Origin of the sequence: Streptomyces sp. AM 2-1-1, assembly GCF_029167645.1 — a bacterium.
Classification (GTDB): Bacteria; Actinomycetota; Actinomycetes; order Streptomycetales; family Streptomycetaceae; genus Streptomyces.
Window position 1 is genome coordinate 1406121 of sequence record NZ_CP119147.1, and the last position, 26892, is coordinate 1433012.

General features: G+C 72.1%; 18 protein-coding genes. 11 read left to right on the forward strand and 7 right to left on the reverse strand.

Features of this window, described 5'->3' with window-relative positions; translation table 11 throughout:
• Positions 1 to 27: 27 nt before the first annotated feature.
• Genes PZB77_RS05915 through PZB77_RS05925 form a run of 3 tightly spaced genes read left to right on the forward strand, consistent with a single transcriptional unit; the run spans position 28 to position 4192 of the window.
• Complete coding sequence (locus PZB77_RS05915) at positions 28 to 978, forward strand: sugar ABC transporter permease (RefSeq protein WP_275491501.1); 951 nt, start codon at positions 28 to 30, stop codon at positions 976 to 978.
• Entirely contained in the window at positions 975 to 1796 is an 822-nt protein-coding gene (locus tag PZB77_RS05920; RefSeq protein WP_275491502.1) for a carbohydrate ABC transporter permease, read from the forward strand. The genes PZB77_RS05915 and PZB77_RS05920 overlap by 4 nt, the downstream gene beginning before the upstream one ends.
• The gene (locus PZB77_RS05925) at positions 1793 to 4192 is read left to right on the forward strand and encodes a glycoside hydrolase family 3 N-terminal domain-containing protein (protein ID WP_275491503.1); all 2400 of its coding nucleotides are present in this window, start codon (positions 1793 to 1795) and stop codon (positions 4190 to 4192) included. Before PZB77_RS05920 ends, PZB77_RS05925 begins: the two co-directional genes overlap by 4 nt.
• A 726-nt stretch (positions 4193 to 4918) precedes the next feature.
• Here the strand turns inward: PZB77_RS05925 and PZB77_RS05930 are convergent.
• Positions 4919 to 6337, reverse strand: a complete 1419-nt coding sequence (locus PZB77_RS05930; protein ID WP_275491504.1) for an endo-1,4-beta-xylanase — start codon at positions 6335 to 6337, stop codon at positions 4919 to 4921.
• A 160-nt stretch (positions 6338 to 6497) separates the two neighbouring features.
• Positions 6498 to 7589: an endo-1,4-beta-xylanase gene (locus tag PZB77_RS05935; RefSeq protein ID WP_275491505.1), complete on the reverse strand. Its 1092-nt coding sequence runs from the start codon at positions 7587 to 7589 to the stop codon at positions 6498 to 6500.
• 807 nt (positions 7590 to 8396) lie between these two features.
• Here PZB77_RS05935 and PZB77_RS05940 point away from each other — a divergent pair.
• On the forward strand, positions 8397 to 9908 hold the full coding sequence (locus PZB77_RS05940) for an exopolysaccharide biosynthesis polyprenyl glycosylphosphotransferase (RefSeq protein WP_275491506.1): 1512 nt from the start codon (positions 8397 to 8399) through the stop codon (positions 9906 to 9908).
• Positions 9909 to 9977: 69 nt separating this feature from the next.
• On the opposite strand, the gene PZB77_RS05945 is transcribed toward PZB77_RS05940, so the two are convergent.
• Complete coding sequence (locus PZB77_RS05945) at positions 9978 to 10973, reverse strand: GDP-L-fucose synthase (protein ID WP_275491507.1); 996 nt, start codon at positions 10971 to 10973, stop codon at positions 9978 to 9980.
• Between the two features lie 115 nt (positions 10974 to 11088).
• Here PZB77_RS05945 and gmd point away from each other — a divergent pair, with 115 nt between their 5' ends.
• The 5 genes from gmd to PZB77_RS05970 are packed head-to-tail and all read left to right on the forward strand — an operon-like array spanning position 11089 to position 18710.
• Positions 11089 to 12102 carry a GDP-mannose 4,6-dehydratase gene (gene gmd / locus PZB77_RS05950; RefSeq protein ID WP_275491508.1) on the forward strand — a complete coding sequence of 338 codons (1014 nt, stop codon included), beginning with the start codon at positions 11089 to 11091 and terminating at the stop codon, positions 12100 to 12102.
• Positions 12099 to 14897: a LamG-like jellyroll fold domain-containing protein gene (locus tag PZB77_RS05955; RefSeq protein WP_275491509.1), complete on the forward strand. Its 2799-nt coding sequence runs from the start codon at positions 12099 to 12101 to the stop codon at positions 14895 to 14897. Before gmd ends, PZB77_RS05955 begins: the two co-directional genes overlap by 4 nt.
• Positions 14894 to 17146: a LamG domain-containing protein gene (locus tag PZB77_RS05960; RefSeq protein WP_275491510.1), complete on the forward strand. Its 2253-nt coding sequence runs from the start codon at positions 14894 to 14896 to the stop codon at positions 17144 to 17146. Before PZB77_RS05955 ends, PZB77_RS05960 begins: the two co-directional genes overlap by 4 nt.
• Positions 17146 to 17886: a hypothetical protein gene (locus PZB77_RS05965; protein WP_275491511.1), complete on the forward strand. Its 741-nt coding sequence runs from the start codon at positions 17146 to 17148 to the stop codon at positions 17884 to 17886. The genes PZB77_RS05960 and PZB77_RS05965 overlap by 1 nt, the downstream gene beginning before the upstream one ends.
• Positions 17883 to 18710, forward strand: coding sequence for a glycosyltransferase family 2 protein (locus PZB77_RS05970; protein WP_275491512.1), 828 nt, complete (start codon positions 17883 to 17885; stop codon positions 18708 to 18710). The genes PZB77_RS05965 and PZB77_RS05970 overlap by 4 nt, the downstream gene beginning before the upstream one ends.
• An 81-nt stretch (positions 18711 to 18791) precedes the next feature.
• Here PZB77_RS05970 and PZB77_RS05975 read toward each other — a convergent pair whose 3' ends face one another.
• The gene (locus tag PZB77_RS05975) at positions 18792 to 19952 is read right to left on the reverse strand and encodes a glycosyltransferase (protein WP_275491513.1); all 1161 of its coding nucleotides are present in this window, start codon (positions 19950 to 19952) and stop codon (positions 18792 to 18794) included.
• A 429-nt stretch (positions 19953 to 20381) separates the two neighbouring features.
• On the opposite strand from PZB77_RS05975, the gene PZB77_RS05980 reads away from it, so the two are divergent.
• Both PZB77_RS05980 and PZB77_RS05985 read left to right on the forward strand, forming a co-directional pair.
• Positions 20382 to 20888 carry a hypothetical protein gene (locus PZB77_RS05980; protein WP_275491514.1) on the forward strand — a complete coding sequence of 169 codons (507 nt, stop codon included), beginning with the start codon at positions 20382 to 20384 and terminating at the stop codon, positions 20886 to 20888.
• Between the two features lie 204 nt (positions 20889 to 21092).
• Positions 21093 to 22613: a hypothetical protein gene (locus PZB77_RS05985; protein WP_275491515.1), complete on the forward strand. Its 1521-nt coding sequence runs from the start codon at positions 21093 to 21095 to the stop codon at positions 22611 to 22613.
• Here the strand turns inward: PZB77_RS05985 and PZB77_RS05990 are convergent.
• From PZB77_RS05990 to PZB77_RS06000, 3 genes are read right to left on the reverse strand one after another with little or no spacing between them, the layout of a single operon-like run.
• Positions 22582 to 23823: a hypothetical protein gene (locus PZB77_RS05990; RefSeq protein ID WP_275491516.1), complete on the reverse strand. Its 1242-nt coding sequence runs from the start codon at positions 23821 to 23823 to the stop codon at positions 22582 to 22584. The genes PZB77_RS05985 and PZB77_RS05990 overlap by 32 nt on opposite strands.
• Positions 23820 to 25514: a lipopolysaccharide biosynthesis protein gene (locus PZB77_RS05995; protein ID WP_275491517.1), complete on the reverse strand. Its 1695-nt coding sequence runs from the start codon at positions 25512 to 25514 to the stop codon at positions 23820 to 23822. Before PZB77_RS05995 ends, PZB77_RS05990 begins: the two co-directional genes overlap by 4 nt.
• Entirely contained in the window at positions 25511 to 26773 is a 1263-nt protein-coding gene (locus PZB77_RS06000; protein WP_275491518.1) for a glycosyltransferase, read from the reverse strand. Before PZB77_RS06000 ends, PZB77_RS05995 begins: the two co-directional genes overlap by 4 nt.
• Between the last annotated feature and the right edge of the window lie 119 nt (positions 26774 to 26892).

Genomic DNA, 26892 nt, shown 5'->3' on the forward strand with positions numbered 1-26892 from the left:
CCCACCATCCGACTGGGAACACCTCTCATGACCACAACTGCCACCGCGGTCTCCGCGGACAGCAAAGGGGTCGAGCGGAGCGGCCGTCGACCCGGCCGCTCCCGTGAAGGCGCCGGCCGCCCCGGTTTCGCCTGGGCGGCTCCGGCCGCCGTCTTCTTCGGCCTCTTCGCCATCGTCCCGCTCGCCCTGGTCGTCGCCCTCTCCTTCGCGAGCTGGAACGGACTCTCCGACCCCGAGTTCGCCGGTCTCGACAACTGGAAGAAGCTGTTCGACGACCCGATCATGATCAAGAGCCTCTGGCTCAGCCTGCTGCTCACCCTCCTGGGTGTCGTCGTGCAGACCCCGCTCTCCATCCTGCTGGGGGTGTGGGCGGCCGGCCATCAGCGCAACCGGGCGGTGCTGTCCGCGATCTACTTCGTCCCGCTGCTGCTCTCGGCCACGGCCGTCTCCGTGCTCTGGCGCGCGGTGCTCGACCCCAACTTCGGTGTACCCGCGCACGCCAAGTGGCTGTTCGGCGACGGGAACCTGTTCGGCATGCAGAGCAGTGCGATCGGGGTGCTCATCTTCGTCAGCACCTGGCAGTTCACCCCGCTGCACACGCTGATCTACCAGGGCGCCGCGCGCTCGGTGCCCCGCGTGCTCTACCAGGCGGCGGAGATCGACGGGGCGGGCCGGTACCGGCAGTTCTTCCACATCACCCTGCCGCAGCTGCGCAACAGCGTCGTCACCTCGATGATCCTCATGGTCGTCGGCGGCCTGACGACCTTCGACACCGTGCTGATCCTCACCCAGGGCGGACCGGGCACGGACACCACCATCAGCGCCTACTACATGTACCAGAAGGCCTTCAAGAGCTTTGACTACGGGGCGGCCTCGGCGATCGGCGTGATGCTGATCCTGGTCGCCACGATCATCTCGCTGGTGATGGTGCGCCTCACCGGCTACGACAAGATGAACAGCACCATGGAGGGCATGTGAGCAGGCGCCGTCCCAACATCCTCGCCGGCTTCGGCTCCACCGTCTGGCTCCTCGTGGTGGGTCTCCCCCTCTACGTGATGCTGGTCGCGACCTTCCAGAACCGCGCCGACTACGGGTCGAACGGGCCGTTCGCACTGCCCGAGCACTTCACCCTCGACAACTACGTCGACGACTTCAACAGCGGGTTCGGTCAGTACTTCCTGAACACGGTGATCGTCACCCTCTCCGTGGTGGCGATCGTCGTGCTGCTCGTGGCGCCGCTGTCGTACGCGATCGTCCGCAGCCGCAGCCGCATGACCGGACTGGTGTTCCGTCTCTTCCTGCTGGGGCTCGCCATTCCGTCGCAGGCCGTCATCGTGCCGATGTTCTTCGCGATGAGCGAGGTGGGGCTCTACGACAACCTCATCGGCATCATCCTGCCGACGGCCGCCTTCGCGATGCCCGTGTGCGCCCTCATCCTCACCGGCGTGATGCGCGACATCACCCCGGAGCTGTACGAGGCCATGACGATGGACGGCGCCACTCACCGCCGGGTCTTCTTCCAGCTGGTGCTGCCGCTCTCCAAGAGCGGTCTCTCCACGATCGTCGTCTTCTCCGCCCTCCAGGCGTGGAACGGCTTCCTCTTCCCGCTCGTCCTGACGCAGTCGGCCGGCTCCAAGGTCATCACCATGGGGCTCTACGACTTCCAGACCGAGCACGGGGTCGACATGCCGGGGATGCTCGCGGCTGTCGTGCTGTCCATGCTTCCCATCCTGCTCGTATATCTGTTCGCCCGCCGTGCCCTGGTCCAAGGGCTGATGGGAGTCGGAGGAAAGTGACCGACCACGTGTCCGTACAGACCGAAACGGCCGAAGAAGTGACGCTCCCGCTGTGGCGGGACCCGTCCCGCACCCCGGGCGAGCGCGCCGACGCGCTGCTCCTGGAGATGACGCTGGAGGAGAAGATCGCCCAGCTCTTCGGAGTGTGGGTGGGTGCCTCCGACCAGGGTGACGAAGTCGCCCCGCACCAGCACGACATGGAGGAGCCGCCGCCCCTGGCCGACCTGCTGCCCGAGGGCCTGGGACAGCTCACCCGGCCGTTCGGCACGGTCCCGGTCGACCCCGCTCTGGGCGCCCTCTCGCTGTTGCGCACCCAGAGCATGATCACCGCCGCCAACCGATTCGGGATCCCGGCCGTGGCCCACGAGGAGTGCCTGGCGGGATTCGCCGCCTGGGGCGCGACCGCGTACCCGGTGCCGCTCTCCTGGGGCGCGACCTTCGATCCGGCGGTCATCGGTGAGATGGCCGGGGCCATCGGACGCGACATGCGCTCGGTCGGGGTCCACCAAGGGCTCGCCCCGGTACTCGACGTGGTGCGCGACGCCCGCTGGGGCCGCGTGGAGGAGACCATCGGCGAGGACCCCTACCTCGTCGGCACGATCGCCACGGCCTACATCAAGGGCCTGGAACGGGCCGGTGTCGTCGCCACCCTCAAGCACTTCGCCGGTTACTCCGCCTCCCGGGCGGGACGCAACCTCGCCCCGGTCGGCATGGGGCCGCGCGAGCGCGCCGACGTCGTCCTGCCGCCGTTCGAGATGGCCGTGCGCGAGAGCGGCGTGCGCTCGGTGATGCACGCCTACACCGACACGGACGGCATCCCGTCCGCCGCCGACGGGGAGCTGCTCACCGGACTGCTCCGCGACACCTGGGGCTTCGAGGGCACGGTGGTCGCCGACTACTTCGGCATCGCCTTCCTCAAGACCCTGCACGGTGTGGCCGGGACCTTCGGGGAAGCGGCCGTCGCGGCCCTCCTGGCCGGCGTCGACGTGGAGCTGCCGACCGTCAAGACGTTCGGCGAGCCGCTCCGGGCCGCCGTCGCCGAGGGGCAGGTGTCCGAGGCCGTCATCGACCGCGCCGCCCGCCGGGTCCTGGTGCAGAAGGCACAGCTCGGTCTGCTGGACGCCGACTGGAACCCGGTTCCTGCTGCGCTCACCGGCGCCGAACTCCTCCCGCAGACACTGCGCGGCACCGTGGACCTGGACAGCGGCGCGAACCGCGCCCTGGCCCGCCGGATCGCCGAGCAGGCCGTCGTCCTGCTCCGCAACGACGGCACCCTGCCGCTCGGGGGCGGGAACGCTCCGGCGCGCATCGCGCTGATCGGCCCCAACGCCGACCTGCCCACCGCCGTGCTCGGCTGCTACTCCTTCCCCGTGCACGTCGGCGGCCAGCACCCGCACCTTCCCGCGGGAGTGGAACTGCCCACACTGCGCGAGGCGTTGGTGGCGGAGTTCCCCGGCAGCGAGATCGTCACCGCGGCCGGCTGCGGCATCGACGACCCGGGCACCGGGGGGTTCCGTGAGGCGCTCGCGGCCGCCCGCGACGCGGACGTGGTGATCACTGCCCTGGGTGACCGGGCGGGTCTCTTCGGCCGCGGTACCAGCGGCGAGGGCTGCGACGCCGGCTCCCTCACCCTGCCGGGCGTTCAGCAGCAGCTGCTGGACGCGCTCCTGGACACCGGTACGCCCGTCGTCGTCACCCTGCTGGCGGGCCGTCCCTACGCGCTCGGCCGCGCGGTCGACGAGGCCGCGGCCGTCGTGCAGACCTTCTTCCCCGGCGAGGAGGGCACCCACGCCCTCGCCTCCGTGCTGAGCGGGCGGGTCGCGCCGTCCGGGCGGCTTCCCGTCAGCGTCCCGAAGAAGCCGGACGCGCAGCCGTCGACCTATCTGGCGGCCCGGTTGGGTCAGGCGAACGAGGTCTCCAACATCGACCCGACGCCCGCGTTCGGTTTCGGCCATGGGCTCGCGTACACGACGTTCGCGTGGTCGGACCTCACCGTCGCCTCGACGGAGATCGCCACCGACGGCACGGCCGAACTGGCCTGCACGGTACGGAACACGGGTGACCGCGACGGTGTCGAGGTGGTCCAGCTCTACCTGCACGACCCGGTCGCCTCGGTCGTCCAGCCGGTGCAGCGCCTGACCGGATACGTACGGGTCGAGCTGGCCGCGGGCGAGGCGGCGAGGGTGCGCGTCAGCGTCCCGGCCGACCTCGCCTCCTTCACGGGCCGCGACGGCGTGCGCGTCGTGGAGCCGGGCGCACTGGAGCTGCGGCTCAGCGCCTCCACCACGGACCCGCGCCTCACCGCCGAGGTGACGCTCACCGGCCCCGCGCGGAAGGTGGACCACACCCGCCGGCTGCACGCGGCGTTCGAGGTGGAGACACTCACGGACCGGTGAACCGCCCCGCCCCGGAGCACGGTTGCCCGGCCCCCCGACACGCCGGGTGGCCGGGCACCGGCATGTACGGAAGGTGCACGGACACCGTTCGTCCATGATCGGTCCACTGGTGGACGACCACCCCGCGGCAGTGCGCTGCCGCACGTTCCCGCACTGACGGCGGGCGGGGCAGCGAGCCAGGGGGCCACCATGAGCGGTACGAGCGACGGAAGCACCGGGAGCCCGCCTGCCGCGCCGGAGCCGGGAGGCCGTGCGCCGGGTGCCGGCTTCCGGCCGGCCCGGAAGGCGGCGAGGGCCGCGCAGGCGCTGATCCCGCGGGGCGGACCGCGCCGCAGCTCGTCTGGCCGCGGCCGGCGGCACCGACTCGGCCGTCCGCACGACCGTCCCGGTGCAGACGCTGCTGCCGGTCGGCTCGGTGGTCACGTTCCTCCTCTGGTACGCGCCTGTGGTGGACGGTACGGAACCGGCGCACGGCGGGTTCTCCCCGTACGGCCTGGTGGCCGGCGTGCTCGCGACCGCGGCCGCGGTCCTCGTGATCCGGCGGCTCACGGCCGATGGCCGCCGTGACCGGCACCGGTCCGGCCGGCCGTCAGCCGGCCGCGTTCCCGGCCGGCTGACGGCCGGGGCGCCCACGCGAAGATGCCCGGCCACCCCCCTCTGGAAAGGGCGACCGGGCATCCGTCTCGGGGCCTCAAGGCCGGTGCGGGGACGAGCGTGCGGCGGTGATCAGGACGCGGTGCAGGCGCTCACGGCGGGGGCCGCGGCGTTGCCGTTCGCCTGCACGGTGAACCCGAAGCTGGTCGAGGCTCCGGCCGCGAGGGCGCCGTTGTAGCTCGGGGTGATCGTCATGACCTTGCCGGTGCTGTCCCAGCTGGTCGTACCGTTCCAGACCCCGGTGGTCGTCTGGCCGGCTCCGAGGGTGACCTTGACGCTCCAGCCGGTGATCGCGGCGGAGCCCGCCTTGATGGTCACCTGGCCGTTGAAGCCGCCCTGCCAGGTCTGCGTCGCCGCGTAGGTGGCGGTGCAGCTCTTCGTCCCCGTGCCGGGGTCGGTTCCCCCGCCGTTCCCGGGGTCGGTCCCCCCGCCGGACGTACCGCCGAGGGCCGCCAGGACCGCGGTGTAGGCCGCCTTCTTGCCGTAGTTGTCGTCGAAGAGCAGCGGGGTGCCACTGGCGCGCCACGAGTACTTGTCCGGGATGCCCCAGACCGTGATCCCGGTGCAGCGGGTCACGGCGAGGCATGCCTTGACGACGTTGCCGTAGTTGGTGGCCTGGGCCGAACCGGAGCCCTCGATGTCCAGCTCGGTGATCTGCACGTCGACGCCGAGATCGGCGAAGCGCTGGAGGTTGGCCTGGTAGTCGGAGGGGACGGGCGAGTTGCTGTTGAAGTGGCTCTGGAAGCCCACGCAGTCGATCGGGACGCCGCGCGTCTTGAAGTCCTTGACCATGTTGTAGACGGCGTTGGACTTCGCGTTCACGCCGTCGGTGTTGTAGTCGTTGTAGCAGAGCTTCGCGGCCGGATCGACGCTCCGGGCGGTCGTGAACGCCTCCTCGATGAAGCCGTTGCCCAGCTTGTCCTGGAAGGGCGAGGAGCGCCGCGCGCCGCTGCCGCCGTCCTGGAAGGCCTCGTTGACCACGTCCCAGGCGTAGATCTTGCCCTTGTAGTGGGTCATCACCTGGGTGATGTGGTTGTTCATGGCGGTGCGCAGGTCGGCGGCGGCGAGGCCGCCCACCCAGCTCGGCAGCTGGGAGTGCCAGACCAGCGTGTGGCCACGGACCTTCATGTTCTTGCTCTGGGCGTGGCTGACGATCTGGTCGGCGTTGGAGAAGTTGAAGGTGTTGCGGGTGCCCTCGACGGCGTCCCACTTCATCTCGTTCTCCGGCGTCACCGCGTTGAACTCGGTGTCGAGCGTGGTCGCGTAGCCGGATTCGCCGAGGTGGTTGGCGGCGACGGCCGCACCGAAGTAGCGGCCCTGGCCGGCGGCCGCGGCGCCGAGGGGGGTTCCGGCGGCCTGCGCGGTGCCGGAGAGGGCGACGACTCCGGTGACGGAGACGAGGCCCGCGCCGCCGAGGGCGAGAGCCCTTCGGGCGAAGGCGCGGAGCGGGGAGCGGTGTCGCCCGCCCGGGTCGGACACGTTGATGCTCATCGTTGCTTCTCTCTTCCGTGGTCGGACGGGGAGGAACGAAACCGCCGTGGGGACGGTCACGGTCGCACGGCACGGCACTTGCCATGCACATGCCAAGCAAGGGGGCGCCGGCGCGGCGGGCCGGGACGACGTACGGCCGCCCCGGCCCGGGCCCGGCGGGTCAGTGCCGTCCGGCGCGGCGCGCGGCGGCCCGCAGACCGTCGGCGAGCGCCGTGTACGCGGGCTTGCGCACGAAGTTCTCGTCCGTGATGTTCGCGGCACCCTGGCCGGAGAAGGTGTCCGGCACCCAGGAGTACTTGTCGCTGAAGCCCCAGACGGTGAAGGAGGTGCAGCCGCGGACGGCGACGCAGGCGTCGAGCAGCCTGCGGTAGTCCTGGGCCTGGCGCGCCAGCTTCGCCTCGTCCGCCGGCAGCGTCATCCGCACGTCGATCTCGGTGAACGCGGTCTGCATGCCGAGGGCGTCGAAGCGGGCCAGGTTGTCGCCGACGTCGCCCGGGAAGCCGTACTGGATGTCCAGGTGTCCCTGGATGCCGAGCCCCTGGACCGGGACGCCCTGGGCGCGGAGCTTCTTCGCCAGCTCGTAGTAGGCGGTGGACTTGGCGTTCACGCCCTCGACGTTGTAGTCGTTCAGGAAGAGCTTCGCCTTCGGATCGGCCTCGTGGGCCCACCTGAAGGCGTCGGAGATGTAGGACGGGCCGAGCTCCCGCAGCCACAGGGAGTCCCGGTAGGTGCCGTCCTCGTCGAAGACCTCGTTGACGACGTCCCACTGGTAGATCTCGCCCTTGAAGTGGCGGACCTCGTCGGTGATGTGCTTGCGCAGGACGGCGCGGAGTCCGGCCGCGTCGATCGAGCCGTCCGCGACACCCGAGGTGAGCCAGGCCGGGAGCTGGTTGTGCCAGACCAGAGTGTGACCGCGCACCTCCTGGTGGTGCCGGTGGGCGAACTCGACCAGTCGGTCGGCCTGCGACCAGTCGTAGCTGCCGCGGGCCGGCTCGACGACCTCCCACTTCATGGCGTTCTCCGCCGTCACCGAACTGAACTCGGAGGACACGCCGGCCCGGTAGGGAGCGTCGGCGGCCAGCGCGCTCGCGTCGACGGCCGTGCCGATGAGCAGGTCCGGACGCTCGGCGAGGGTACGCAGCGTCGCCCCGTGCCCACCGTGACGGGCGGGCGCGGCCTGGGCGGCCGTACCGAGGGCCAGGGCGGCCACGGCACCCGTGGCGACGGCGAGGGCGAGTCGTCTGGACAGCATGGTGCAACTCCTCATCAGGGTGGAACCGGGGTGCGCCGCGCCGGCCGGCGTTCGCGCCCGACCCCGGCCGAAACTCTCTCGGCAACAGACAGGGGAGACTCCGCCTCTCGGCCGGTCCGCGAGAGAGGTGTGGTCGGGACGTATCTGGCGATGCGGGCACATAACACCCTCACGGGTGGGGTGCCGAGTGGTTCGTCGGCGCTGAGACAGATCCTGGGGCATGTATTGCCGTCGAAACAATGGCGCGTCACGAACGAAACAATTTCGTTCGGTGTTCGACTGTCGAAAAGAGGATTTCGACGACTCCGCGCCCCGGAATCCGGACACCCGCCGACCGGGGCCCCCGACCGAGACCGCTCGCGAAATCGTCTCCGGGCGGATCCACTCCTCCGCCGACGACGGCGAGTCACCGGTCGGGACCTCGGTGTGACGTGAATAACTTTTGTCGTTCCGGGCGGACTTGACCCGTACGGATGCGCACACACTGTACGAGGCACGGCAGTTCGGTTCATCCGTCTCAGGCCTGGTCGATCCGGTGCCGGCTCCGCCCGATCCGGCGCGACCGGTCCGACGACCCGCGGCGGGGGGAGGGATCGCCGATCCGCCGGGATCGCCAGGGAAGCCTCCGTTCTGTCTGAACTTCACGGGAACTCCAGCGAAATAGCACGTGTGTGGATATCGTGCACCGAGCGATGGCGCATCCGCCGGTCCCCGGGATCGACGGATGCGTCGCGTTGTGGGGATGCAACTGTGACTGGGGGGTTCATGGGGCATGTCGAAACACCTGAATCTGACATAACCGGGCCCGTGGGACTGCGGCGTCACTCACGCCCCCGCTCCACGGCGTCCCGGTACCGCACGGCGGCCCTGGAACAGCTCTGGAGGGCCCCTACCGCACAGCGCGACCTGACCGATCACGCTCTTCCCGTACGGCGCGACGCCCACCGGACACCGCCGCTCGTGGTCCTGACCGAGGCCATGGGCATGGCGGTTCCCGCGTGGGCCGTGCTGGCCGCGCGGGAGCAGCCGGTGGCCCTGCCCACCGCGGTGCTCGCGGCGCTGGTCTGGGCCGGTGTCCGGACCGTGCGCGGACGCTGGGCCTCCGGACCACCGCGGACCGCGGCGGGGGCGGCGGAGGTCCTCGGGGACTGGCTCGTCTTCGTGGGCCTGCTCGCGGTCGCGTGGGCCGCCGCGGGCCATGCGGTCGATCCGACCGCCGCACTGGTGTCCGCCGCGCCCGGCGCGGTCGTGGCGGCCGCGATGACCTCGCTCTTACTTCGGCGGGCCCGCGCCACGCACCGCCGCCCGGCCCTGCGGGTCCTCGTGGTCGGTGACGCCTCGGGCGTGGACACCGTGACGCGTGCGCTCGACTCCCGTACGCAGAGGGAGGGTTACGCCGTCGTGGCGGCCGTGTCCGTGGGTGCGGCGGAACCGGAGCACGAGCTGCCGGTGACCGGGCGGCTCGGGGCCGACGGCGCGGACGACGACGTTTCCACCGTGCTCTCGGGGGCGTACGCGTACGACGTGGACCTGGTTCTCGTCGCGCCCGGGCCCCTGCTCAGCGGCGACCGGTTGCGCCGGCTCGGGTGGGGAGTGCACGACGGGGGGATGGCGCTCTGCGTGCTGTCCGCGCTGACCGGGATCGCCGCCGCCCGGGTCCGGCCCGAGTCGGTCGCCGGGATGACCCTCCTGCACGTCGCCCCGCCGCTGCGGCGGGGGCCCGAGACGGCGCTGAAGACGGTGCTGGACCGGTCCGGCGCGGTCTGCGGACTCCTGCTGCTGGCACCGCTGCTGCTGGCGGTGGCCCTGGGTGTGCGGCTCTCCTCGCGCGGCCCCGTCTTCCACCGGCAGATCAGGCACGGTCGGCACGACCGGCCGTTCACCATGTGGAAGTTCCGGACGATGGTGGTCGACGCCGAGTCCCGCAAGGCGGAACTGACCGTGTTCAACGAAGGGGCCGGTCCGCTGTTCAAGATCCGTCGCGATCCGCGGGTGACCGCGATCGGCCGGATGCTGCGACGCACCTCGATCGACGAACTCCCCCAGCTCTTCAACGTGTTGCGAGGTGACATGTCCCTGGTGGGCCCGCGACCTCCGCTGCCCGAGGAAGCGGCCGACTACGACGACCGCGAGCGCAGACGGCTCGCGGTGAGACCCGGGCTGACCGGCCTCTGGCAGGTCAGCGGCCGGTCGGACCTCTCCTGGAAGGAGTCGGTCTCGCTCGACCTCTGGTACGTCGACAACTGGTCGCTCGCCACGGACATGAGCCTGCTGGCCCGTACGGTGCGCGCCGTCACCGACGGCCGCGGGGCCTACTGAGGGGGCGGGGTGCGAGCGACACGAGCACGTCCGGCGCCCCGCGCGGGGCGGGACACCGGACCATCCGGCTCATCCGGCGGCGGAACTCCGCTCGCGCCACCAGGCGTAGGTTCCGGCGATGCCGTCCCGCAACGAGATCTTCGGTGCGAAGCCGAGGGCCGTCAGGCGCTCCACGTCGAGCAGTTTGCGGGGGGTCCCGTCGGGCTTGGAGGTGTCCCACCGGATCTCACCCCGATAACCGGTCACCTCGCGCACGGTTTCGGCGAGTTCGCGGATGGTCAGGTCCTCCCCGCAGCCGACGTTGACCGGGTCGTCGCCGTCGTAGGAGGTCAGCAGCAGGGAACAGGCCGAGGCGAGGTCGTCGACGTGGAGGAACTCGCGGCGGGGGGTGCCGGAGCCCCACAGGGTGACGGAGGGCGCGGCGTCCCGCTTCGCCTCGTGGAAGCGGCGGACGAGGGCGGGCAGCACGTGCGAGGTCGCCAGGTCGAAGTTGTCGCCCGGGCCGTAGAGATTGGTCGGCATGGCGCTGATGTAGGAGGCGCCGTACTGCCTGCGGTACGACTGCGTCTGCACGATGCCGGCGATCTTGGCCAGTGCGTAGGCCTCGTTGGTCGGCTCCAGCGGGCCGGTGAGCAGCGCGTCCTCGCTGATCGGCTGGGGGGCGTGCTTCGGGTAGATGCACGACGAGCCGAGGAAGAGCAGGCGCTGGGTGCCCGCCGCGTGGGCACCGGCGATCACGCTCAGCTGGATGCGGAGGTTGTCCTCCAGGAACTGCACCGGCCAGGTGCTGTTCGCCATGATCCCGCCGACCTTGGCGGCGGCCAGGACGACGGCGTCCGGGCGGACGTCCCGCAGATACGCCTCGGTCCGCGCACCGTCGCGCAGGTCGAGGAGGTCGCGGCCGCGGGTGAGTACCTCGTGGCCGTCCTCGGTCAGTCGGCGGACCACCGCCGAACCGACCAGTCCGCGGTGACCCGCCACGAATATGCGGGCGCCGGGGCGCAGTAGGGGGAGATCGGATTCCTGGGGGGGTCCTGCGGACCGAGGGCTTCGATCAGTCGTCATGGCCCGGATTCTGCCAGCCGGCACACACCGCGGTGACCTTTTCACCGCAAATCACTCATCAGATGAACATCCGGGGTATCGAACGCCGTTCAGGCGACCAGAGAAGGGGGGAGTCATGGCCAAGACCGCACTCATCACCGGCGTGACCGGGCAGGACGGCTCGTACCTGTCCGAGCTGCTGCTCGACAAGGGCTACACGGTCCACGGGCTCATACGACGTTCGTCCAGCTTCAACACCGAACGCATCGACCACATCTACCAGGGTCCCGAGGAGGCGGAGCGCTCCTTCGTGCTGCACCACGCGGACCTCTCCGACGGCGTCGCCCTGGTGAACCTGCTGCGCGAGGTCCAGCCCGACGAGGTCTACAACCTCGGTGCCCAGTCGCACGTCCGGGTCTCCTTCGACGCGCCCCTGTACACGGGCGACGTCACCGGTCTCGGCGCGATCAGGCTGCTGGAGGCGGTGCGCGCCAGCGGCATCGACACCCGCGTCTACCAGGCCTCGTCCTCCGAGATGTTCGGCTCCACCCCGCCCCCGCAGAACGAGACGACACCGTTCCACCCGCGCAGCCCGTACAGCGTGGCGAAGGTGTACGCGTACTGGGCCACGGTCAACTACCGTGAGGCGTACGACATGTTCGCGGTGAACGGCATTCTCTTCAACCACGAGTCCCCGCGCCGGGGCGAGACCTTCGTGACCCGCAAGATCACCCGGGGCGTGGCCCGCATCAAGGCCGGGCTCCAGGACCGGCTGCACCTCGGGAACCTCGACGCGGTGCGCGACTGGGGGTACGCCCCGGAGTACGTGGACGCGATGTGGCGGATGCTCCAGCGCGACACCCCGGACGACTACGTGGTGGCGACCGGCGAGGGGGTCAGCGTCCGCCAGTTCCTGGAGCACTCCTTCGCCCACGCGGGCCTGGACTGGCGCGAGCACGTCCGGTACGACCCGAAGTACGAACGCCCGAGCGAAGTCGACGCGTTGATCGGTGACGCCTCGAAGGCGGAGGATCTGCTCGGCTGGAAGCCGGAGGTGCGGTCCATGGAGCTGGCGCGCATCATGGTCGACGCCGACGTCCGGTCGCTGGAGGCGCAGCTCAGCGGAGCGGCCGTGCGGGTGGACCGATGAGCGCGCCACGCCGCCCCGGCCGGAGCCGGGGCGGCGTGGGCGCGACGGTCCTGGCGCTGGCGGCGGGGGTGCTCTCCGCCTCCGCGGCCGGCGCCCCTGCGGCCGACGCGCTGACTTCCCCGGTCGGCTTCACCGCCGACAGCCTGTCCACCTACCAGACCAACGGCATCGTGTGGGCGCTGGCGGAGGCGAACGGGGTCGTCTATGCGGGCGGCACCTTCTCGCAGGTCCGGCCCGCCGGAGTGGCCGCGGGCGGCGCCGGGTCGGCGGCGGCGGTGAACTTCGCGGCGTTCAACGCCGCGACCGGGGCGCCTGCCGGCTGCTCGCTCTCCTTCACCCGCGGCAGCGGCACGGCCACCGTGCGGGCGCTGGCGCTCTCCCCCGACAAGTCGACGCTCTACGCGGGCGGTTACTTCCAGGCGGTGAACGGCACCTCCGTGAACGGCCTGGTCGCCATCAACACCGCCACCTGCACGGTGCGCCCGGGCTTCGCCCCGAACTTCAGCGCCACGGTGCGGGCGTTGGACGTCTCGGCCAACGGGACGGTGTACGCGGGCGGCGACTTCCAGACGGTGAACGGCGCCGCGCGGCGCTTCTTCGGCGCGGTGACTCCGGCGGGTGCGCTGACGGCGTGGAACCCGGACGCGGACGACCCGGGGCGGGCCCTGAAGGTCGTGCCGGACGGTTCCTCCGTGCTGATCGGGGGCGACTTCACCACGGTGGGCGGTACCGCGACGCACGCCCTCGCGGTGACGGACGTGTCCTCCGGGGCGCTCACCCACACCTACCCGAACGGCTTCGTCCCGGCGTCCGCCGTCATCAAGGACATCGTGACCGACGAGGCCTCCGACGGCTGGTACGTCGCGGGCGAGGGCATGGGCGGCAACTCCTTCGACGGGCGCCTCGCCATGGAACTGGACGGCTTCGGCCAGCGCTGGCGCGACACCTGCCAGGGCGCCACCCAGGCGCTCCGGGTCCACCGGGGCGTGCTGTACGCGGGCAGCCACGTGCACGACTGCTCCAGCATGGGCGGGTTCCCGAACCAGGTCCGCAAGCACCTCACCGCCCAGTCGGTGGACGACCCGGCGATGCTGGGGTGGCTGCCGGACACCAACGACGGCATCGGCGAGCCGGTCGGGCCGCGCGCGCTGGCGGTGTCGGGCCGGGACGGGCGCGACTTCCTCTGGGTCGGCGGCGAGTTCACCACCGTCAACGGATCCCCGCAGCAGGCGCTGACCAGGTTCGCCGACTCCCCGGACACGGGGGCGCCCGCCGTACCGGTGGTGAGCGTCTCCGCGCCGAGGGCCGGGCAGGTGAGGGTCGCCTGGCGCTCCTCGCTGGATCTGGACGACTCTTCGCTGACCTACCGGGTCTACCGCGACGGGGCGTCGACGCCGGTGTACACCACCACGGGTTCCTCGCTCTTCTTCAGCCGCCCGCAGCTGACCTTCACCGACACCGGTGTGGTGGCCGGGCAGACGTACACCTACCGGGTCAGTGCGAGCGACGGGACCAACACCAGCGACCGGTCCGCCGCCGTCACGGTCACCGCCGCCCCGTCCGCCTCCCCGTACCAGGAGCGGGTCCTCGCCGACGGCGCCCAGCTGTACTGGCGCTACGACGAGGCGGGCGGCGCATTCGCGGCGGACGCCTCGGACCGGCTCGACGGAGGCGTGTACGCCAACGCCCCGACGTACCGCGCCGCCGGGGCGGTGGCCGGTTCGGCCGCTCTGGGCCTCAACGGTACGGACGAGTACGTCTACAGCGACCGGCGCCACCACTACGCCTCGCCCTCGCCCTACTCGGTCGAGACCTGGTTCCGCACGACCTCGACGACCGGGGGCCGGATCATCGGTTACGGGAACAACATCGGTACCGCCCAGGGGCACACCAGCGGCATCTCCGACAAGATCGTCTACCTCACCGACGACGGCCGGCTCGCCTTCGGGGTCCAGTCCGGAGCCAGCCGGCCGACGATCACCACCACCGGCAGCTACGACGACGGCGTCTGGCACCACGTGGTCGCCACCCAGGGCTCCGGAGGGATGGTGCTGTACGTGGACGGCGAGGCCGCCGGCGCCGATCCGGCGACCGGCAGCCGCTCGTACGACGGCTACTGGCGGGTCGGCGGAGACGCGATGAACAACGCCTGGCCCAACCGTCCGACCAGCACCTACCTCGCCGGGCAGGTCGACGAGACCGCCGTCTACCCGACGGCCCTCACCGCGTCGCAGGTCGCCGGGCACTACGACCTCGCGGACGCGCCGCCCGCTCCCGGCGGCGGGGGCGGCGAGGAGACCACGCTCACCCTCACCCCGGTGGAGGACGCGTACGTCAACGGCGTCGCTCCGAACACGACGTACGACGACACCCAGATCGCCTCGCGCGGCACCACCGCGTACGTGGGCTATCTCCGCTACGACCTGCCGGCGGCCCCCGCCGGTCAGGTGCTCAAGGGCGCCCGGATCGACTTCCGCACCTCCTCCGACTCCACGGCGGGTTCCGTCGAGAGCCATCAGGTGGTGCCGGTGACCGGGGCCTGGACCGAATCGACGGTCACCTACAACACCCGGCCGGCGCTCGGTGCGACCGCGCTGGGGACCATCACCGGCGCGAGCGCCGTCTCCACCGACTACTCGGTGGAGCTGGACGCGCCGGCCCTGGGCGGGGCCCTCGGCTCCGCCACTTCACTCGCCCTGACCAACACGGGTACGGACAGCCTCCGTATCTGGTCGAGCGAGGTCTCCACCGCGGCCTACCGGCCGCAGCTGGTCCTCACCTTCGGAGCTGAATGATGAACGGACGTACGGGGCGGAGATCCGTCGGACGTGGCCGCAAGCGCGCCGCATCCGCCGCCTTCTGCCTGCTGGCCGGAGCCCTGACCGCGACCGCGGCCGGGACTTCCCCGGCGGCCTCGCTGACGCCGCCGGTGTCGGTCACCGCCGACGACCTCTCCACCTGGCAGACCAACGGCATCGTCTGGTCGATGGCCGCGACCGACGGCGTGGTCTACGCCGGCGGCACCTTCTCCACCGTGCGTCCGCCGGACGCCACCCCGGGAACCTCGGAGTCGCCCGCGGTGAACTTCGCCGCCTTCGACGCGGCGACCGGCGCGCCGACCGACTGCTCGCTCTCGTTCACGCTCTCCTCCGGCACCGCGACCGTGCGCGCCCTCACCCTCTCTCCGGACGGCGCGACGCTCTACGCGGGCGGGCAGTTCGGCTCGGTGAACGGCGTCGGCGTCGCCAACGTCGCGGCGATCGACACGGCGACCTGCACCCCGCGCGCCGACTTCAAGATCGCCGTCTCGGCGACCGTCCGGGCCATCGCCGCCACCGGCGACACGGTCTACCTGGGCGGCGACTTCAACAGCGTGGGCGGCCAGACCCGCAACAAGTTCGCCGCCGTCACCACCGGCGCCGACCTGCTGCCGTTCACCGCCAACGCCGACGAGGTCGCCCGGGCGGTCGAGGTGACGCCGGACGGGCAGCACGTGGTGCTCGGCGGCGACTTCTTCACCGTCAACGGGACCACCTCGCACGCGCTGGCCGTGGTGGACGCCACCACCGGAGCCGTGACGACCGCCTACCCCGGCTTCGTACCCAACACCTCCACCGTGCAGGACCTCACCTCGGACGCCACCGGGTTCTACACGGCCAACGAGGGCACCGGCGGCGGGGTGTTCGACGGACGCATCGCGGTCGACCTGGACGACTTCCAGCAGCGATGGCGCGACACCTGCCTGGGCGCCACCCAGGCCGTGCTGGTCCACTCCGGCGTGCTCTACAGCGGGAGCCACGCCCACGACTGCTCCAGCATGGGCGAGTTCCCCGACCAGCCGCGCAAGCACCTGCTGGCACAGTCGGTGGACGACCCGCAACTGCTTCCGTGGTTCCCGGACACCAACGACGGCATCGGCGAGCCGGTCGGGCCCCGGGTGATGGCGCAGACGGACAGCGGCGGTCGCCACTACCTCTGGGTCGGCGGCGAGTTCACCACCGTCAACTCCGCCGCCCAGCAGGGACTGACCAGGTTCGCCGACGGGCCCGACACGGGGGCCCCGTGGGTGCCCAATGTCCAGCTCTCCACCGTGGAGCCGGGGCAGATCGACATCAACTGGCAGACCAGCTCGGACACCGACGACGGGGTGCTGACCTACCGGATCTACAAGGACGGCGCCCCCACCCCGGTCCACACCACGACGGGCACCTCGCTCTTCTGGGACCGGCCGCAACTGCGCTGGACCGACACCGCCGTCGCGGCGGGTGAGACGCACTCGTACCGGATCACCGCGAGCGACGGCACCAACACCAGCGTCAAGTCGCCCGCCCTGTCGGCCACGGTGGCCGCGGCGGCGGAGGCGTACCCGGCGAAGGTGCTCGCCGACGGCGCCTCGCTCTACTGGCGGTACGACGAGGGCACCTCCACCTTCGCCGCCGACACCGGGGCGGGCCTGGACAACGGGTTCCTGCGCAACGCCCCGTCCTACCGGCAGACCCCGGCGGCCGTCGCGGGCGCGTCCACGGCCATCGGGTTCAACGGCACCGACGAGTACGCGTACAGCAACCGCCGGCACGCCAAGCCGGGCGCCTTCTCCGTCGAGACCTGGTTCAAGACGACGACGGCCAAGGGCGGCAAGCTCATCGGTTACGGCAACCTGACGATGCAGAACAGCACCTCCTACGACAAGCACGTCTACATGACCAACGACGGGCGGCTGGTCTTCGGCGTCCACGACGGCTCCACCCGCACCATCACCACGCCGGCCGCCTACAACAACGGTGCCTGGCACCACGTCGTCGCCACCCAGGGCAGCGGGGGCATCGCGATCTACGTGGACGGCGTGCTGCGCGCCTCCAACTTCCTCTACAGGGCCAACCAGAACTTCCAGGGGTACTGGCGGGTCGGCGGCGACACCCTCAGCGGCTGGCCGAACGCGCCGACCAGCGCCTTCTTCGCCGGGCAGATCGACGAGACGGCCGTCTACCCGACCGCGCTGAGCGGCACGCAGATCGCCGCGCACTACGCCCTCAGGACGGGCTGATGAGGAAACCGTTCCTGGCCGGCGCCGCCGTCGTCATCCTGACGGCGGCGCTGGCCGCGTGCGGCTCGTCCGGCGAGCAGCACGGCCCGGCGGCCGCGGACGCACCCCGTTCCGCGGCCTCAGGGCCCTCCGTCGCGGGTCCGGCCACCGCACCGGCCGGGGGCGCACCGGCCGAGGGCGCTCGGTCCGGGGCGGACGCGTCCGGCACCGACGCCGCCCCGGCCACGCCGGCCCCCCGGGGACCCAAGGTCCCCGGCGCCGAACTCACGCCCGCCACCGGCACGTTCACCGAGAAGGAGAAGGAGTACCTCACCGACCGGGTGCCCCGGGGGATGGACCCGGCCGCCGTCCTCCAGACGGGGCAGGAGACCTGCGACAAGCTCGACTTCCTCGTCAAGGCCGACCGCCGCATCGCCGTGGGCGCGATCGTCACCGACGAGGTGCCCGACGCGGCCCCCGCGGTGGCCCACCTGTGCGCGGCCCACCAGGACCTCGTCGACGAGGCCGCGCTCGGCTACGCCGACGGCACCACCACCGGCAAGGAGCTGCGGTCCGGTACCTACCGGTCGGTCTCCCCCACCACCTCCTGCACCTGGCGGACCGAAGGGGCCGCCGGCAAGGTGCTCGACCAGGGTTCCTCCACCAGCGGGCAGCCGGTACGCATCACCCTCCCGGCGGGCGCCCGCACCTTCACCTCCACAGGCTGCTACGCCTGGCTGCCCGAAGGAGACACGAGTTGAGCAAGCTGCCCATCGCCGTCGCGATCCCCACCAAGAACGAGGGCCTCAACATCGCCGAGGCGGTGAACTCGGTGCTCGACCACTTCGAGGCGGTGGTCGTGGTGGACTCGCACAGCACCGACGACACCGCGAAGATCGCCGCCGCGTGCGGCGCCGAGGTCGTCGACTACACCTGGGACGGCGGCCACCCCCGCAAGAAGCAGTGGTGCCTGGAGAACGTGCGGCCGGACATCGACTGGATCCTCGTGCTGGACGGCGACGAACGGCTCAGCCCCGGGCTGCTCGCCGAGCTCCGCGCGATCTTCGCCGATCCCGCCGCCCCGAAGCCCGCCGCGTACGACATCCCGCTCGGCTACTGGTTCTCCGGCAAGCGGCTGCGGCACGGCTACACCATCCGCAAGCGCTCCCTGACCGACCGCACCCGCTGCGCCTATCCGGAGGTCGGCGACCTCGCGGCCCCCGGCATCGGTGAGGTGGAGGGCCACTACCAGCCCGTCGCCGACTCCGCCCAGGCGCTGCGCAACCCGATCGAGCACCAAGACCTGGACCCGGTGACCGCGTGGTTCGAGCGGCACAACCGGTACTCCGACTGGGAGGCGTGGCTGGAGCACCACCCCGACGTCAAGGAACAGGTGCGGCGGGTCAAGTCCCGCCAGGGGCAGCTGTTCCACAAGGCGCCGTTCAAGCCGCTGGTGTCGTTCGCGTACATGTACGTCTACCGGCGGGGATTCCTGGACGGCCGGGCAGGGCTCGACTTCGCCCTGGCGATGAGCTTCTACCGGTGGCAGATCGCCCTCAAGTCGCGGGAGAAGCAGACGGGTTGATCCCGCGCTCGTCGAGCGGGGGACCCGGGGGCCGCGCCGGAGGTGCGCGCGGCCCCCGGCCGGCCGTCGCCCGGGGGTCCGTCACCGGCGGCGGCCGACCACGTCCTCGTAGGTCCGGCGCAGGGTGGCGGTGACCACGTCGATGGTGAAGTCGGCGTTGACCAGGTCCCAGGCGGCCTTGCCCGCATCGGCGGCCACACCGGGCTCCAGCAGTTCGAGGACGGCCGCGGCGACCTTGGCGGCGTTGGCCGCGTCCTCGCCGACCCGGCTGTCGATCACCCGGCCCGCCCCGGCTCTCGCCACGTCGGGGGCGAGGCCGCAGGTGCGGGTGATGACGACCGGGGTGCCGACCGACATCGCCTCCAGGACGGAGACCCCGAGCGGCTCCTCGATCGACGGGAGGACGTACACGTCGGCCGCGCGCCCCGCCGCCAGCACCTCCTCGTGCCCGAGCGGACCCACGTGGTCGAGCGAGCCGGTGACACCGAGCTTCTCCGCCAGCGCCAGGGTGCCCGCCAGAGCGCCGGTGTCCGGTCCCGCCAGCACGAAGCGGGCGTCCGGGTGCTCGGCGAGTACGGCGGGCATCGCCGCGACGAAGTCCTCGGGGCGCTTGCGCTCCTGGACGCGGGCGAGGAAGAGGACGGTGGGCGGCCGGCCGGGCCGGCGGGCCGGCTTGAGCTCCTGCGGGCGTACCCCGTTCACCAGCCGGACCGTGCGGGTCAGGGCGACCGGCGCCGCCACCGCGTTGACGTCGAGGCGCTCGGTCTCGGTCAGGTGCAGGACCGCGTCCGCCTCGCGCAGCACCTTCCGTACCCCGAGCAGGTCGGTCAGCTTCGCCACGGGCTTCTCGGTCGGGTCGATCATGCCGTGGGTCTGCACCACCAGGGGGGTACGGGTCGCGAGCGCGAGGAGCGCCACCGGCAGGGTCACCAGGTCCCGCATGAGGTGGACGTGGACGAGGTCGGCGCCGCGCATGGCGCGGCGGGCGGCGCGCAGCAGCGCGAGGGAGGTGATCCCGCTGACCTCGAACATCGGCAGCACGTGCCGGGCGCGATGGAGGAGGGCCGGAACTCCCTCCACTTCACCGGGGAGTCCGCCCGGACCGAAGCCGTCCCCGAGCGCCATGACACGCGCGTCGTCCCCGGCCGCCCGCTGGACCTTGGAGAGGTTGAGCGCCACCCGGGTGGGCCCGCCGAACGCGTGGTCCGGGGTGTGCAGCGTGACGACGTGCAGGATTCTCACCAGGGTGCCCCTCAACCTCGGCCGACTGTTCACAGCGTAGTCATCGGCTCCACCCGCGCGGGTGGGTTTCCCGCCGGAGGCACGTGCGGTGATCCCGCCGCCGTCCGTGGAGGACGCCGGGGAGGGGCCCGGCCCGGGTGGTGGGCAGACAGCGGGCAGACCGCCACATCGATCCGAAAGGGACGTATCTGATCAATTATTTGCACTTGTTGCCGTTTTGCCGACAACGGAGAGGAATGAATGCGTCCGCCGACCCGCGGTGCGTAGATTCCTGATCGACCCGGACGCCGCTCTCCGTCCCTGGCTGTCGCACTCCCTGTCACCGGGAGGGGATGCCTCTTGCCGGCATCCACCACGTCCGGGTCGAGCTGGTACGGAACCGCACCTGATCTCGTCCGGGTATGCCCGGACAGAAGGAGTAGGGTCACCATGCCTTTATCGGCAACTGATCTCGCAAAGGCCGACGGCACGTCGGTCACGGTCCGTTCGACGTTCTTCCCCGACATCCATCTCCGCATGGACGGGAGCGGCGTGACCGCGGCCGCCGACGGCGGAGGCGGAAAGGTCAACTGCCAGTACGGTACGGGCCCCTGGACGGCGTACAAGCTCCACGCGCAGACCGACGGCACGTACGCCTTCGAGTCGAAGGCCTTCCCGGGCGTGTACCTGCGCATGGACGGAAACGGGGTCCCCGCCACCCTGGCCGGGGGCGGGACGGTCAACTGTCAGTTCGGCCTCGGTCCCTGGGAGAAGTTCCTCGCCCGCCCCCAGACCGACGGATCGTTCTCCTTCGAGTCGGCGGCCTTCCCGGGAGTCTTCCTGCGCCTGGTGACCGGCAGCGGGGTGACCTCCGCCACCGGGCCCGGTGGAACGGTGAACTGCCAGATCAAGGCCAACGGCGGCGAGCACGAGAAGTTCTTCCTCGACGTGGCCTGAGGCCTGCTCCGACCGCCCGGACGGTTCCCCGTCCGGCCGTCACCGGAGCCGCGGGGGTGGCGCCCCTCCTCACTCCGGCCCTGCCGCTGAGCGGCGGGGCCGGACCCGTCCCGTGGCGCCGTGCCTCCGAGCGCTCCCGGCTTCACGGTGTTCGAACGGACCTGATTCGTTAGGGTGTTGCCAGGTCCACGGAACGGGGGGCGCATGACGTCCGTGTACGAGACGGCTCCGGCCGCGAAGGCCCGTACGGCGGCCGTCCGCCGGCCCCTGGAGCCCGTGGCGAGGCCGCTGGCCTGGGCGATGCTCTCCCGTGCGCTGGCGGTGCCGCTGATCCTGGGGCTGGTCTGCTTCCTGCCCGCGGTGATCGCGGCCCAGCCGGGGACGGGCAGCCGGGACGTCGTCTTCTGGCTGCAGCTGGTCCTGACCTGTTACGCGGGCGCCCGGCTGGCGACGATGATCCTCTCCACCCGGCGCCGGCTGCTCCAAGGCGTCTTCTGGATGTTCGTCTACATCGCGATGGGCGTCGCGCCGCTGGCACAGGCGGTCATCGGGCAGACCCCGACGCCGCTGGTGGGGCCGCGTTCGGACCTGGTGACGGCCACCGCGATGATCCTGGTCGGGTGCACGGCGTTCGACCTGGGGGCGCTGCTGGCCTCGCGCCGTCCGCTCCGGCGGCGGCCCCCCGCCTCGCGGTCGCGGCGCGGCCGGCCCGCGGTCGCGAGCCGTACGCGGCTGCGGCTGCTGGTGGTGCTGGCGTTCGCGGCGAGCGGCTACTACGTGCTGAAGCTCGGCGGCCCCGCCATCTTCTTCAGCAGCAGGCAGGAGATCAGCGCGTCCGTGGCGTCGAGCGGTGTCGCCTCGACGGAGTCGAACGTCGGCTCGGCGTTCCTCAAGGGTTTCGGCACGGTGCCCGCGCTGCTCGCCCTGCTGTTCTGGACGCGCCGGCTGGTGACCAGCCGCAGGGCCCGCCGCTCTCCGTCCACGGTGCTGGTGTGGAGTGCGCTGGCACTGCTCAACCTGATCGTCAACAACCCCATCAGCAATGCGCGTTACTGGTTCCTGACGGTGCTCGTCTCGTTGCTCTTCACGGCGTTTCCCAGCAGCGCGGCGGTGTACCGCACCGTGCTGGCGATGGGCGTGGTGGGGGCGCTGGTGCTCTTCCCGTACGCGGACCGGTTCCGGTACGACGACGAGGGGTACCGGCCGGTGCAGTCGGCGTCGGCGTTCGAACCGCTGGCGACCAAGGACTACGACCAGACGGTCATGTTCGCCAACACCATCGCCTGGGTGGACACCCGCGGCCACACCTGGGGCCGCCAACTGGCGGGCTCCACGCTGTTCTTCGTGCCGCGCGCGGTCTGGAGCGGCAAGCCCGAGGACACCGGCGTCCGGGTGGGCCAGTGGATGGGGATGAACATGACCAACCTCTCCGCCCCCCTCTGGACCGAGTTCTGGGTGGACTTCGGTCCGGCGGGGATGGTGGCGGGTCTCGCGCTGATCGGGTACGTCGCCGCGCGCACCGACCGCAGGTACGCCCTGGCGGTCACCCGCGCCGGACCGGGCCCGGGCAGTGTCCTGGCCATCGCGGCGCCGCTGGTGGCGGGGTACACCTTCATCCTGCTGCGCGGCCCGCTCCTCCAGTCGGTGGGGAAGCTCGCCATCGCGGCGCTCTGCCTGGCGTTCGTCACCACGTTCACGGAGCGGAGGGCACGGCGGGCGGGGTGACGCCCGTCCTGCCGGTCCCGCCGGCACGCCGCAGCCGCGCGACCCGGGTCCAGGTGGCGACGGCCTTGCAGACGGAGCCGAGGCAGAGCCCCCAGGCCGCGCCGGTGACACCGGCGACCGCGTAGCCGGTGATCAGGAAGGCGACGGCGGCGAGCGAGAAGACCACCTGGATGGAGAGGGTGGTCCGGGGGTCGAGCATCCGCAGGGCGAGGAGCCCACAGGTTCCGACGGCCATCGCCGCGTACTGGCTGCCGGTCGCGGGCAGCAGTGCGGCCGCCGACGACCAGGTGTCGCCGAGGAGTTGCCTGCCCGCCCCGTCGGGCAGGAGGGCGAGGACGGTGGCCCAGAGCACGGCGGTGGCGGCGAGCGTCCCGGCGAGCGCGGCGGTGGCCCGCACCCGGCGGCGCTCGTCGCCGATCCGGGCCAGGAGGGGCGGCCCGAAGCTGGTGGCCGAGGTGAACAACACGTTGAGCGGCCCGAAGAGTGTGGTCGCGCCGCGCAGCGCGCCCACCACCAGTGGACTGCCGACCGCGCCGAGGCCGAGCACCGAGAGCTGACTGGTGGCGTTGCCGACCCCGAACTCCACGACGAACCGCTGTCCCAGGTGGCCGCGGCGCAGGTGGGGCCGCAGTTCGGTCCGTGCTCCGGCGGTACGGGCACGCAGCAGGACGGCGGAGAGGAGCAGCGCCGGCAGCGCGGAGAGACCCCACACGGCGACCAGCCGCGCCGCCCCGGTTCCGCGGCTCTGCGCTCCGAGGGCGCCCAGGACGCAGGCGAGGCGGAGCAGGTCGGCGACGAGGGCGAGGTGCGGCAGCCGGAGGGTGGAGAAGGCGTACCGCATGGCGTCCTGGCCGAGGACGACCGGCAGCACGAGTCCGAGCGCCAGCAGGGCGCGGGCGGTCTCCCCGGGTACCAGCAGGGCACCGCCGGCCAGGAGCGCTCCGAGCGCGGCCGCGGCGAGCAGGGCGAAGGCGACGGCGGACCGGCAGGCGCTGCGGGCCGCCTCCCCCGGCCGGGTCAGGACGAGCGGCTGGCCGGTGTAGGCGCCGAAGACGCCGAGCAGCACGGTGAAGACCAGGTAGACCGCGGAGAACCGGGCGAAGCCGGAGACGGTGGAGAGCCGTGCGGCGGCGACCAGCACCAGGATGTTGGTGAGGGCGGCGACCCCCTGGTCCGCGACGGAGCTGAGAACGGCGCCGCGGGCCCTCACCGGCGGGCGGGCGGCACGGTGAAGGTGCGCAGCCCCATCGTCTCCGCCGGATCGCCGGTGACCTCGGGCCGGTCGGCGCCGTCGGGCTCCGGGCCCTGGCCGCCCCCGCCCCGCCGCCCGGCGGACTTCTGGAGCTTCCGGTGCTCCGCGCGCGCCCGGCGGCTGCGTCCGGGGTGGAGAAGGACTCCGAGCAGGTGCCCACCGGCCGCGCCGACGACCTCGCGGATGCGCTCCAGGTCGCTGCGGTGCACCTCGCGCGGGTCGCAGACGACCATGACGCCGCCCACCCGGTCGACGAGGGCCACGGCGTCGGCGTACGAGAGGACGGGCGGAGCGAGCACGATGACGACGGCTCCGGGTGCGTCCGCCTCGGCGACGATCCGTCCGACGGGCGCCGAGGTGAGGGCGCGGGGGACGTTGTCCACCTGGGCCCCGGCCACCAGGGCGAAGGCGCCGGAGCCCGGCACGTCGACGTTGGTCCGGCTGCCGGCGGGCCAGCCGCGCTTGTCGTCCGAGGCCCACCGGGGCCGGGGCTCGCTGACCGCGGGGCCCAGGTCGCGGGCGAGGGAGGGGGTCCGCAGGTCCGCCTCGACGAGGAGGACGTCGCGCCCCATCTCGGCGAAGGCGGCGGCGACGTTGGCCGCTGCCGCGGCGGCCGCCGAGTTGTCTCCGCGCGGCGCGGTGACCAGGAGTCGGCGGTGGTCGGCGAAGGCGGGGTCGTAGGCCAGCCGGAAGGCCACCGCCCGGTACTCCTCGGCGAGTCTGCTGCCGCCGCGCCCGATGGCGAGCAGGGCCGTGGAGGCGGCGGCGCCGCGCTCCCTGGGGAGGGTGCCGAGCAGCGGGGCGCCGAGCGAGCGGACCAGCTCGTGGGTGGAGCGGACGGTCGGGTCGAAGACGAGGCGGACCCAGGAGAGCAGCAGGCCGAGGGCGAGCCCGACGACCGAGCCGAGGCCGAGGAGGAGGACGAGGCCCGCGCCGGTGGGCTTGGTGGGTGCCACCGGCTTCTTGTTGAGGTAGCCGGGGGTGGCGTCCAGGGCCTTCAACTCGGATATCTTCCGGCTGAGTTCGGAGATGGAGACGATGAGGCTCGCGCGGGCGCTGGTGATGTCGTCGGCGGTGCTGACGCCGATCTGCTCCTCCAGCTGGTCGCGCTTCTCCTCCAGCGGTTTGAGCTGGGCGCGGTAGCCGTTCGCCATGTTCTCGATGCTGTTCTCGGTGAGCTGCTTGCGGTTGGCCAGATAGGCGTCGGCGAGGGCCTCGGCGCGCGCCCGCGCCTCCTGCGGGGTGCTCCCGGTGTAGGTGAAACGGAGGGTGAGGGTGTTCGGCGGGTTGGTGACCTGGAGCCCGGCGAGCAGGTCGCGGGAGGAGACCTGGTCACCGTGGGTCGCGAGGGCGCGGGAGGCGAGGGTGCCGACGGTGTCGCTGACGGCGGTCTGGCGTTCCGAGCCGATGTTGATGCCCTTGTCGGCCGAGGCCCCGGTGGCGAAGGGGTCGGCGGTCGCCGAGCGGACCAGTACCTCGCCGGTGGCCGCGTAGGTCTCCTCCCCCGCGACGGCGAGGTAGCCGCCGCCGAGGAGCCCGATGAGCACTCCGGTGGCGAGCAGGCCGCGGTAGCGCAGGAGTTGGCGGAACTGGTCGCGCAGGAGCGCCGGCTCGTCCTGGTCGTCCAGGGCCCGGATGGGATGGGTCATCGGCGTGCGCTCCCTTGTGCGTTCCCGAGTGCTTCGGCGAGCAGGTCGTCGAAGCGGGCGAGCCCCGCCTCGCGGCTCAGGTGCTGTGCGACGTACGTGGTGCCCCGGGCGCCGAGCAGGTCGGCGCCCGCGCGGTCGGCGGCCAGCGCGCGTACGGCGGTGAGCAGTGCGGCCGGGTCCTCGGGCCGCACCAGCACGCCGGCGCCGGAGCGGCGTACCTCGTCGGCGGTGCCGCCTTCACCGGCCACGGAGGCGACGACGGGGCGCCCGGAGACGAAGTAGGAGGTGAGTTTGGAGGGGACGCTCATGTCGAGGACGGAGGCGCGCTGGGTGACGGCGAGGACGTCGGCGGCGGCGAGCACGTCGGTGAACTCGTCGGCTCCGGCGGGCGGCAGGAAGTCGAGGTTGGCCAGGCCCGCCGCGCGTGCGCGCAACGCCTCGCGCTGGTTGCCGTCGCCCATCAGGACGACCCGGACGTCGGGCGCCAGCCGGGCCAGGTCGACGAGGACGTCGAGCCCCTGCTTGAGCCCCATGTTGCCGGAGTGGAGCAGGACGGGGGTGCCGGGCTGCCAGCCGAGGCGGGCGCGGGTGGCCTCGCGGTCGGCCGTGGGCTCCCGCACATGGGTCCAGTTGGGCACGATCCGGATGCGGGCGGGATCGACGCCGAGTGCGGTGACGCCCGGGACGAAGCTCTCGTGGATGACGCCGACCAGGGCGGCGTCGCGCAGGGCGTACCGCTCGGCCGCCGCCGCGACGGACGCGGCCCTGCCCCCACCGCGGATGCCGCTCTGCGCGGCGGCGGCCCCCATCAGGTCCTGGACCACGGGGACGTACGGCACGCGGTGGCGGCGGGCGATCCGGGCACCGATGACGCCGCCCGCGAGGCTCGGCATCTGCGAGACGACGGCGTCCGGGCGGCCCTTCGGGGGGGCGAGCAGCCCGTGGCCGAGGACGGTCAGCTCGAAGAGGCCCCGCCGCAGCGCGGTCTGCCGGGGCGGCACGTAGTGGCGTCGCCGGTGGACGTGGACCCCCGCGCGGGTCTCGGTGGTGCGCCAGACACCCCGGTAGCGGTCGTCGGTCCGCCACGCCGGGTAGTGCGGCATCCCGGTGAGCACGTCGGTGCGCGCCGACGAGGCCGCCCAGTGTTCGGCGAGCTGGGTGGCGTACGGGCCGATGCCGGTCAGCTCGGGCGCGTAGTTGGTCGAGACCACGAGAATTCTGCGGCCCCGCGACGGCGTGTGTGGTGCGGCAGCGGACATCGGACGATCGCCTTCCCCCCGGAACGGCCCCTGTTCCCCGAGGAACAGCCCCGCGTCGAGCTTATCCGTTCACGGGTTGCACAAGTGTTCTTCACAGTAAGGTCGTTGGAATCATCAGC